This is a genomic window from Salinivibrio socompensis S35 (assembly GCF_000513715.1).
In the GTDB taxonomy this organism is placed as follows: Bacteria; Pseudomonadota; Gammaproteobacteria; order Enterobacterales; family Vibrionaceae; genus Salinivibrio; species Salinivibrio socompensis.
Genome location: NZ_AQOD01000033.1, coordinates 22233 through 32694, shown reverse-complemented (window position 1 = coordinate 32694; position 10462 = coordinate 22233). Strand labels below are relative to the sequence as shown.

Sequence of the window (10462 nt, the reverse complement as noted above, 5' to 3'; positions counted from 1 at the left end):
GCTCTAACCAATAAAATAACGGCGCAGCCTTTGCTTGTCCAAGTAGGCAGGCAATGACTGCGCCGTAAATTTATCGTATGACGGTTAAGTGCGGCGAGCCTGCCACCAGTGCCGACTGCTAACGGCAATTAAGGCAGACGCGGCTAAGAAGAAACAGTAGTACGAATGGCTGACGATCACTAAAGGAGATAGTCCAAAACTTGCGCCTAACAAGAGAATTTGTGCGCCATAAGGGATCATGCCCTGCACGACGCATGAAAAGATATCTAACAAGCTCGCACTTCGTTTAGCCGGCACAGAGTGCTCAGCGGCAATGTTCTTCGCAACTTGGCCCGATACCACAATGGCGACCGTATTATTGGCGGTACACAAGTTGGCGAAAGAAACGAGGAGAGCAATGCCAAACTCGCTCGCACGAGAATGATGCTGGCCTTGGTTTTTCTGAAAACGGGCAATCATTTTATTCACCGTTTGAGTCAGAAAGCTCAATCCCCCCTGGCTGCGCATCAGTTCAGCAATGCCACCAATCATTAACGAGAGTACGAAAATTTCTTGCATGCTGGCAAAGCCGGCTTTGACCTCTTGACTAAAAGTCATCAAGGTAAAGTCAGGCGTACTCATTAAACCAACGCCCATGGCCAGCAAAATACCTGAAGTCAGGACAACAAACACGTTTAGCCCCGCCAGTGCCAATACAATGATGGAAAGGTAAGGCACAACCGCCAGATAGTTAATGCTCTCGGGCGCTTCGACTGGCGCACTTTGATTATTGAATACAAACAGAATAATCGCAGCGATGGCAGCGGGAATGGCAATGCCGACGTTCTCTTTAAATTTATCGCGCATGCTACAACCCTGCGAGCGCGTGGCAGCAATGGTCGTGTCAGAGATAAACGATAGGTTATCACCAAACATCGCGCCACTAAGCAACACACCCGCCATGACTGCCGGCGCTTGGCCTGTCGCCGTGGCCATATTAAGCGCAAAAGGCGCCAGGGCTGCAATGGTGCCCATCGACGTGCCCATCGCGGTGGAGATAAAAGCCGCAATCACAAACAAGCCTGGCAGAATAAGGCTTTCGGGGATCAGTGCTAAACCGAGATTGACCGTGGCTTCCACGCCGCCGGTTGCATCTGCCACCGAAGAAAACGCCCCAGCAAGCAAATAGATTAAACACATGGCAATAATATCACCATGTCCCATGCCACGAATTAGCTGCTCAATGGCCGTATTGAGGCGTTCACGGCTTAGGCCAATAGCCAAGATCACGGCAGGCAAAATTGCGACGTGTGCAGGCAGTTGATAAAAGGCGTAGTCGACGCCTTCCAAGGTAAAATACACGCCCGATCCAATAAAAAGGATTAAAAATAAAATCAGGGGGAGCAGTGCAAGTGCAGAAGGCCGCGGTGTGGTGTTTGCTGATGTTGTCATGGCAGTTTTTTTATACCTCTTATAAAACTGTGAGCAAGATTACAGACCTCTAGCTGTCCAGTCAATAAATAGACGTCTAAACATCTAAAAAACGAAGCAGTACAAAAACTAAGAGGCATAAAAAAAAGCTGCCATTTCGGCAGCTTTTTTCATCATCAATCTAACGCTATACCTACCTTAGCGAATATCGATATCTTCAAAGCTTTTAATTACATCGTCCAGTGACTTCATTTGTGCGAGGAAGGGCTCCAGTTTGTTCAGCGGTAACGCCGAAGGGCCATCGCAACGGGCATTGTCTGGATCAGGATGGGCTTCGATGAATAAGCCGGCAATTTTAGTGCCTAGACCTGCTCGCGCCAAATCAACGGTTTGCTGACGGCGGCCGCCGGATGCGGCGCCTTGCGGATCACGACACTGTAGCGCGTGAGTCACATCAAAAATAATCGGGCTACCGTTTGAGGCTTTTTTCATCACATCAAAACCCAGCATATCGACGACCAGGTTATCGTAACCGTGGCAGCTACCCCGTTCACACAAAATCACTTTTTCGTTGCCGCATTCAGCAAATTTATCAACAATGTTGCCAACTTGCCCAGGGCTCATAAACTGAGGCTTTTTCACGTTAATGACTGCGTCGGTTTTGGCCATCGTTTCGACCAAGTCGGTTTGACGCGCCAAGAACGCCGGTAACTGAATCACGTCGGCCACTTCCGCCACGGGCGCGGCTTGGTATTGCTCGTGGATATCGGTGATCACTTTGACGCCAAAGGTGCGTTTGAGCTCTTCAAAAATCTTTAACCCTTCTTCCATCCCTGGGCCACGGTAAGAGTGCACCGAGGAACGGTTCGCCTTATCAAACGACGCTTTGAAGACGTAGGGAATGCCAAGCTTGTCAGTCACCTTGACGTAATGCTCACAAATTTGCATGGCCAAATCGCGTGATTCCAGTACATTCATGCCAGCAAACAAGGTGAACGGGCGATCATTCGCAACAGGTGTATCGCCAATATAGACGGTTTTTTGCGTCATAGGGGTATCCTTTATCATGCGTTGTCACGCATTAATGTAACGTCGCTTGCTCTTCGTTAAGCGCTTTCACTTGCATTTTTAACAGCTCAGCGGCCGGATCATCCGGACACTGCTCAATAAAATACTCATAGTCGGTCGCCGCCACGCGATCGCAATCCAACTGCTGGAAAATATAACCACGATCACGGATTTCGTAAGGATCGTCGGGGCTAAAAGTCAACGCGAGCTCACTACAACGTAGGGCCAAGGCATACTTTTCTTCGCGTAATAAGGCACTTTTGGCCACGGTCAGCCAACGACCAATGATGGTTGGGTTGTCGCTCGGCAATAACTGTGAATCCTCAAGCTCCGCCAGCGGTCCTTGGCTCCCTTTTAACCAGCCGCGTAAAATGCGTTGACTCACCCGTTCGCCATTAAAGGGATTAATGAACACAGGGGCCTCATCGAGTTCATCGATTCTAAGTACTAATTGACTTGGAAAGGCGATGGGCTTGACGGGTAAGGATAATCGCCCGCATAGGTATAAAAATACCGCGCCCAAAGAAGCGGGGATCCCCATTTTACGTGCTAAGACTTTATCCAAAAAGACATTATCGGAGGAAAAGTACTGCTCGATATCGCCTTTAAACTGCCATTGATGATAAAAAAGACGACAGAGTCCCTCAAGACGCAGCGCCATATCGGGCTCTGCGCCGAGTTGATGTTCAGCTTCATCTGCGAGGCGATCGAGGGATGCTTTCACTTGATGAACGTCGATCGACGCGTCAATGGCATGATTGAGGGTTGCAGCCCCTTCTGCCAATGTCAGCGAATCTAATTGTTGATCGGTTAATGGCATCATGGTTATCCCATTAGGTGTGGAACTTTAATCAGTGCTAAGTTAGCGGCGGCATAGGCCCACCCTAGCGCACCAAAAAATGCCAGAGTCCGGAACAGTTTGCCGCGGCTATAGTGCAAGGCCACAAAGCCCAAGGCGATGTAAGCCAGTACACAAGTCAGCTTTTCGGTTAACCACGCGCCAGACTCTGTGAACGGTATAAAGCCTGTGACAAAAATCAGTGCCACCCCTGTGGTCAGTAATAAGGTATCGACCACGTGCGGCGTGACCTTGACCCATTTTTTGTTCATCATCTCACTGTCACGCATCACCCACACAAAACGGATCACGAATAAAGAGAGGCTTAATACCACTGTCAGTAAGTGGGTGTGCTTGAGGGCCATGTAGATCATAATGATTCCTGCTTCCTGTCAGTCTCAATTAACGTCGCTGTGCCAAAGTGATTCTATCGAGCCCAGCGTAATCTTGTTGGGTTTGGGGATGGTGCCAACCCGCATCTTGCCATACACGGCGCACCGCTTCTCCTTGGTTGTAGCCGTGTTCGACCATCAACCAGCCCGCGTCGACTAAATAATTCGACGCGGATTGACCAATATAACGAATATCTGCCAGCCCACTGTCTTCTGCCACTAGAGCACTCATCGGCTCAAAACGGACATCCCCTTGCTGCAGATGCGGATCCGCCTCATCGATGTAAGGCGGATTACTGACAATCAGATCAAACGGATGCATATCGCTTAACGCCTTAAACCAGTCACTCTGAATAAAGTGGACGTTGTTAATTTGATGTGCATCCGCGTTGCGGCTTGCCAACATCACCGCTTCTGGCATCAGATCAACGCCCACAACAGTAATATCGGGGCGTTCACTGGCAATAGCGAGTGCCACCGCTCCCGTCCCCGTGCCTAAATCTAAAACCCGGCAAGGCGTCGAAGGGAGTCGAGATAGAGCCTGCTCCACCAAGAGTTCAGTTTCTGGGCGCGGGATCAAGGTAGCAGGCGACACATTCAGTCTTAAGGTCCAAAAATCACGGTAGCCGAGAATATATGCGACCGGCTCACCCTGCAGCCGGCGGGAAAAAAGCTGACGGAACTGCGCCAGTTGTGCCGCGGTGAGTTTGCGCTCGGGCCAGGTATAGAGATAGCTGGTAGGTTGCGCTAACACATGGCAGAGCAAGGCTTTGACATCAATGCCTGCTGAACCACCCGATAATGCGGTCAACTCAGTGGTACTATCGGCCAACAACGCGCCAATCGTGACTGTCATTATGGTTGCTCAGACAAGGCGGCTAACTGATCCGCTTGGTACTCTTGAATGACAGGATCGACCAAGCTATCGAGATCGCCTTGCATCACATCGTCTAATCGATACAGGGTTAAGTTAATGCGATGGTCTGATACGCGCCCTTGCGGATAATTATAAGTCCGAATGCGGTCTGAGCGATCACCCGAGCCGAGCAGGTTGCGCCGTGTGGAAGCCTCTTCGGCGGCGCGCTTTTCTTCTTCTGCTTTAATCAAACGCGCGGCCAGTACCGACATGGCTTTGGCGCGGTTTTTATGTTGTGAACGCTCATCTTGGCATTCCACCACGGTACCGGTAGGCAAGTGAGTAATTCGAATGGCAGAGTCCGTGGTGTTAACGTGTTGTCCACCCGCCCCTGATGCGCGGAAGGTATCCACTTTCAAGTCGGCCGGATTAATTTCAGGCGCTTCGGTTTCTGGCACTTCTGGCAAAACAGCAACCGTACAGGCTGACGTATGCACCCGCCCTTGTGACTCAGTAGCAGGCACTCGTTGTACGCGGTGACCACCGGATTCAAACTTCAACACGCCATAAGCGCCTTCGCCAGCGATACGTGCGATCACTTCTTTGAATCCGCCATGTTCCCCTTCACTAGCACTGATCATTTCCAACTTCCAGCCGCGCCGCTCGGCGTAACGGCTATACATGCGGAATAAGTCACCGGCAAAGATCCCGGCTTCATCGCCACCGGCCCCCGCTCGGATTTCTAAAAAGCAATGACGATCATCGTTGGGATCTTTAGGCAACAACAAGATTTGCAGCTGTTCGGTCAGCTCAACCATGGTCTGTTCCGCTTGTACGACTTCCTCTTGCGCCATTTCACGCATCTCAGGATCGTCTTCGTTTGCCATTTCTTGCGCGCCGGCGAGATCCTCTTTGGCCTGCTTAAACGCAGTAAAACACGCGATCACTTCTTCCAGCTGTGCATACTCTTTCGACAGCGCACGAAATTTGTTCTGATCATTAATGATCTCAGGCGTCCCGAGTAGGTGTTGTACTTCCTCGTAGCGCTCCGCCAGCGATTCTAGCTTGGCTAATATTGATGCTTTCATAAATCTCTTCGTTAGTTGTCGCTGTCCAGCCCCAAGCACGTACGCATCACGGCCAGTTTATCGGGCTCACCATTTTGGGCCGCCTGTTGCATTGCCTGCGTAGGGGGATGGATCAGTTTATTGGTCAAGCGGTTACTGAGCTGGCGTAATACGCTTTCTGCGTCAGCCCCATTGGCAAGGGCTTGAATACTCTGCGCCAGCTCCGCCTGTTTAATATGTTCGGACTGTGTCCGGTATTGCTTGATGCTATCGACTGCTTCACGTGAACGTAACCAGCGCATAAAGTCGGCGCTTTCTTCGCTGACAATGGCTTCTGCTTGAATCGCGGCTAGCTTTCGTTGTTCTCGATTGTGCTCCACGATCGATTGTAAGTCATCGACACTGTACAAATAAGCATCTGATAAATTGCCGACTTTCTCGTCTATGTCTCGTGGTACCGCGATATCGATTAGCAGCATGGGTTGATGGCGCCGCTGTTTCAAGGCTTTTTCAACCATCGCTTTTTCAATCAAAGGCATGGGTGCGGCGGTTGAGCTGATCACGATATCGGCTTGGCAAAGTTGTTCTGGCAACGCATCCAAACCTATGACTTTGCCATCAAATTGTTCGGCTAAGCCTTGGGCGCGAGATTGTGTGCGGTTAGCAAAGATAATTTGACTGCATTGATGTTCATGCAGGTGCCTTGCGACCAGTTCTATCGTCTCTCCCGCACCGACTAATAATGTGGTGACATCCGCTAAGGATTCAAAAATCTGGCGTGCCAGTGTACAGGCCGCAAACGCAACAGACACCGCGTTACCACCAATTTCGGTCTCGGTGCGTACCCGTTTCGCCACTGCAAAGGTTTTGTGGAATAACTTTTCCAACGATCCGGAAATCATACCGGCATCACGGCACTTGCGTAGGCTTGCTTGACCTGACCTAATATTTGCGGCTCACCTAACACCAAAGAGTCCAAGCCACAAGCGACACGCATGAGGTGTTTCACCGCGGATTGTTCTTCGTGATAGTAAATGCTTGCCATCAAACTTTCGCCGCTGAGTCGGTGAAAGCGGGTGAGCCATTCAACCAAAACGCCGACGCCAGGCTGGTTGAGCTCGGCATATATCTCAGTGCGGTTACAAGTTGAAACGATCACACAGCTGCGCACCTGCGGATGCTCGGAAAGCTGCCCTAACGCCTGCTCAAGTTGTTGCGGCGAAAAGGCGACCTTTTCCCGCAGCTCGACGGGGGCCGTTTTGTGATTGATTCCGAGAACTAACAGGCTCATGAAGCGTTGTTACCGACAGCACCAGTAAGGATTGGAGCGGAGGATTTTACTTGATGCCCCCCGTGAATTAAAGCGAACATTGTATCGCAGTATTTTCGTGGCACGGAAATGTGAAGCCTCACGAGATTGGTGGCAGAGTGGCCAACAACATATATACCCATTCTTTTCTCCCGCACGGCTAGGTGCCCAACTGACTTCTCTCGCCTCGGTGCTTATGGCAAAGTAATGCCAAATGCTGTTCACTGTCTGTTAACGTTATAAAAGGATACTCGCTTTCATGTTCTCCTGTATACGCATTGATTTCTCCTGTATACGCACTGGTTTCTCTTTTATACGCACTGGTTTCTCTTTTATACGAATGAGTGTGTTGACGATCCTCTTTACCGTGCTCACTGGCTGTACAACCGCTCCTGCCCCAACGACTGAGTGGCAAACCCATCGCGCTGCACTTAGCGCCATTGACAGTTATACCGCACGCGGTAAGGTCGCTTTTATCGCATCAGACACTCGCTTTTCTGCGAACCTTTACTGGCACCACACTCCCAACGCATCGACACTGCGATTAACCAATTTTTTGGGAACCACCCTGTTGTCTTTAACCATGAATGCGCAAGGAGCCACATTGATTGATGATCAAGGCAAACAATACCAAGACCCTCATCCTGCCCGTTTGATCGCCTATTTGACCGGTGCCCGTTTACCCGTGGATGCCCTTGCGCCTTGGTTAATAGGCCAACCGCGCGCCCAAGACCGCTTTTCACTTGGGCCCGATAACCGATTAGCCGCTCTCGACGACGCACAAGGTTGGCATATTGATTATCAAGACTACAGCGCTGAGACTCAGCCAGCCTTACCGACTCGGATCACACTCAGTAACGACCAGCAAACAGTCAAACTGATGATTTCTACTTGGACACTCGATAATGACTGATCCCACCTACTGGCCTGCACCGGCAAAACTTAACTTATTTCTCTATATCAATGGGCGCCAACCGAATGGTTATCACGAACTGCAAACGTTGTTTCAGTTTTTAGATCACGGCGACACCTTGCTATTACGCCTAATCAAAGCGGCACGATCAGCCTCAGCCCGGCGATTGATGCGTCAATGATGAAGATAATCTGATCATCAAAGCCGCCAGAACGCTGCAAAAGCATACCGGGTGCCCACAAGGCGCTCATATTCGGTTGGAAAAACGCTTACCCATGGGAGGCGGCCTTGGCGGTGGCTCGTCCGATGCTGCGACCACCTTGGTGGCGTTGAATCATTTATGGCAAACCCAGCTTAGTCAAACCACACTTGCTACTCTGGGATTAAGTTTGGGCGCGGACGTGCCGATTTTTATTCATGGCCATGCGGCCCTAGCGGAAGGCGTAGGCGAAAAATTCACGGCCGTATCTCCCGATGAGAAATACTACCTGGTCGTCAAACCTGACGTGTCTATTTCTACCGCTGCAATTTTTACCCATCCAGACTTGCAAAGAAGTACGCCAAAGCGCACAGTTAATGAGCTAATGGCGCAAAATTACGAAAACGATTGCGAAAAGATAGCCCGTAAACAATTCCCCGAGGTTGATAAGGCTGTTTCGTGGCTGCTAGAATATGCGCCGTCTAGGATGACTGGGACAGGCGCGTGCGTGTTTGCCGAGTTTGACACCGCACAAGATGCCCAGAACACACTCGACACTATGCCTAACTGGCTGACAGGGTTTGTTGCACGAGGTTGAACCGATCGCCCCTACTCGATGCGCTACAGCAACTCGATGCGCTACAACAACATACTGTGAGTTAGTGACTATTAAATGGATGCAACCCGAGGTTTCCACCGTGCCTGATATGAAGCTGTTCGCTGGTAACGCGACACCCGTTCTCGCCCAACGTATCGCAAACCGTCTTTACATGTCACTGGGTGACGCCACTGTTGGCCGTTTTTCTGACGGTGAAGTGTGTGTTCAGATTAACGAGAACGTGCGCGGTAGTGACGTGTTCGTCATCCAATCTACCTGTGCACCGACCAATGACAACTTAATGGAATTGGTCGTGATGATAGATGCGTTCCGACGTGCGTCGGCTGGCCGCATAACCGCTGTTATTCCTTACTTTGGTTATGCCCGTCAAGACCGCCGCGTACGATCCTCCCGTGTTCCTATCACCGCAAAAGTTATTGCAGATTTCCTTTCTAACGTTGGTGTTGACCGCGTACTCACCGTGGATCTCCACGCAGAACAAATCCAAGGTTTCTTCGACGTTCCTGTCGATAATATCTTCGGTACCCCTGTTCTGCTTGAAGACATGCTGGCGAAGAATTTGGAAGATCCCGTGGTTGTTTCTCCTGATATTGGCGGTGTAGTGCGTGCTCGTGCGACAGCCAAACTATTAGATGACACTGACATTGCTATCATTGATAAGCGTCGTCCACGTGCAAACGTGTCTCAAGTGATGCACCTCATCGGTGACGTTGAAGGCCGTGACTGCATTATTGTTGATGACATGATTGATACTGGTGGCACCCTGTGTAAAGCCGCTGAAGCCTTGAAAAACCGTGGGGCTAAACGCGTGTTTGCTTATGCGACTCACCCGGTATTTTCGGGGGATGCAGCGAAGAATATTGCTGAGTCCGTCATTGATGAGATTGTGGTAACGGATTCCACACCATTGAGTGCCGAAATCCAAGCGACCGGGCGTGTGTCTCAATTGACCTTGTCAGGGATGCTGGCAGAAGCGATTCGTCGTATCAGTAATGAAGAGTCAATCTCTGCCATGTTTAATTCTTAATACATGGGTACAGAACGACGATAAACACCCTGCCCTGCGCGGGGTGTTTTTTTATTGCGCATTTTGAATGGCTGACTCGATCCTTTAGCCACATCAATGGTAGGATATGACGCCTTTTTGCGTGGGCACGATGCTCACCGGCTACGATGAGTAGATAGAGAGCGAGAAACGTCGTGAGTAATCAGATCCGCTTACTAGTAGGATTGGCCAATCCAGGCCCTGAATACAGCCAAACGCGCCATAATGCCGGTGCTTGGGTGGTTCAAGAGCTAGCACGTATTCACAATGTGCCGCTGAAAGAAGAGAAAAAGTTCTTCGGCTTAACCGGCCGAATTAATGTACACGGGCACGATCTTCGTTTGTTGATCCCAACCACGTACATGAATTTGTCGGGGAAAGCGGTGCAAGCCATGGCCAACTTTTACAATATTCCCGTCGACGCCATTATGGTGGCACATGACGAGCTAGACTTACCACCCGGCGTGGCCAAGTTTAAACAAGGTGGTGGGCACGGCGGTCACAATGGGCTGCGTGACACCATTAGCAAGCTAGCAAATGACAAATCGTTTTACCGACTTCGGGTTGGCATTGGCCATCCGGGTCACAAGGACAAGGTGGCGGGATATGTGCTCACCAAAGCGCCCGCCAATGAGCAGAGCCTGCTAGAACAGGCCACTGATGAGGCAGTACGTAGCCTCGAGATCCTGCTCAAAGACGATCTTGCCAAAGCGCAAAATCGTCTACACACCTTCAAAGCACAGTAA

9 protein-coding genes and 2 pseudogenes are annotated in these 10462 nt (G+C 50.4%); 4 read left to right on the top strand and 7 right to left on the bottom strand.

Annotation, left to right across the window (positions count from 1 at the left end; translation table 11 throughout):
* Positions 1 to 84: 84 nt before the first annotated feature.
* From DZ54_RS0105025 to hemA, 7 genes and pseudogenes are all read right to left on the bottom strand, one after another.
* The gene (locus tag DZ54_RS0105025) at positions 85 to 1431 is read right to left on the bottom strand and encodes a Na+/H+ antiporter NhaC family protein (RefSeq protein ID WP_025673298.1); all 1347 of its coding nucleotides are present in this window, start codon (positions 1429 to 1431) and stop codon (positions 85 to 87) included.
* A gap of 177 nt (positions 1432 to 1608) precedes the next feature.
* A complete protein-coding gene (gene kdsA / locus DZ54_RS0105020; protein ID WP_025673297.1) occupies positions 1609 to 2460 on the bottom strand; it encodes a 3-deoxy-8-phosphooctulonate synthase in 852 nt (283 codons plus the stop codon).
* A gap of 31 nt (positions 2461 to 2491) precedes the next feature.
* Positions 2492 to 3301: a SirB1 family protein gene (locus DZ54_RS0105015; protein WP_025673296.1), complete on the bottom strand. Its 810-nt coding sequence runs from the start codon at positions 3299 to 3301 to the stop codon at positions 2492 to 2494.
* Between the two features lie 2 nt (positions 3302 to 3303).
* Complete coding sequence (locus DZ54_RS0105010; protein WP_025673295.1) at positions 3304 to 3687, bottom strand: SirB2 family protein; 384 nt, start codon at positions 3685 to 3687, stop codon at positions 3304 to 3306.
* A 31-nt stretch (positions 3688 to 3718) separates the two neighbouring features.
* Positions 3719 to 4564, bottom strand: coding sequence for a peptide chain release factor N(5)-glutamine methyltransferase (gene prmC / locus DZ54_RS0105005; protein WP_025673294.1), 846 nt, complete (start codon positions 4562 to 4564; stop codon positions 3719 to 3721).
* The gene (gene prfA, locus DZ54_RS0105000) at positions 4564 to 5652 is read right to left on the bottom strand and encodes a peptide chain release factor 1 (RefSeq protein ID WP_025673293.1); all 1089 of its coding nucleotides are present in this window, start codon (positions 5650 to 5652) and stop codon (positions 4564 to 4566) included. The genes prmC and prfA overlap by 1 nt, the downstream gene beginning before the upstream one ends.
* Before the next feature lie 11 nt (positions 5653 to 5663).
* Positions 5664 to 6922, bottom strand: a pseudogene (gene hemA, locus DZ54_RS19235) (glutamyl-tRNA reductase).
* Positions 6923 to 7289: 367 nt separating this feature from the next.
* On the opposite strand from hemA, the gene lolB reads away from it, so the two are divergent.
* From lolB to pth, 4 genes and pseudogenes are all read left to right on the top strand, one after another.
* Positions 7290 to 7853 (top strand): lipoprotein insertase outer membrane protein LolB, encoded by a 564-nt coding sequence (gene lolB / locus DZ54_RS0104990; protein WP_025673292.1) that lies wholly within the window; start codon positions 7290 to 7292, stop codon positions 7851 to 7853.
* Positions 7846 to 8715 (top strand): annotated as a pseudogene (gene ispE / locus DZ54_RS19230) (4-(cytidine 5'-diphospho)-2-C-methyl-D-erythritol kinase). The gene lolB and the pseudogene ispE overlap by 8 nt, the downstream one beginning before the upstream one ends.
* 35 nt (positions 8716 to 8750) lie before the next feature.
* The gene (locus tag DZ54_RS0104980; RefSeq protein WP_025673291.1) at positions 8751 to 9698 is read left to right on the top strand and encodes a ribose-phosphate pyrophosphokinase; all 948 of its coding nucleotides are present in this window, start codon (positions 8751 to 8753) and stop codon (positions 9696 to 9698) included.
* 173 nt (positions 9699 to 9871) lie between these two features.
* Positions 9872 to 10462 carry an aminoacyl-tRNA hydrolase gene (gene pth / locus DZ54_RS0104975; protein ID WP_025673290.1) on the top strand — a complete coding sequence of 197 codons (591 nt, stop codon included), beginning with the start codon at positions 9872 to 9874 and terminating at the stop codon, positions 10460 to 10462.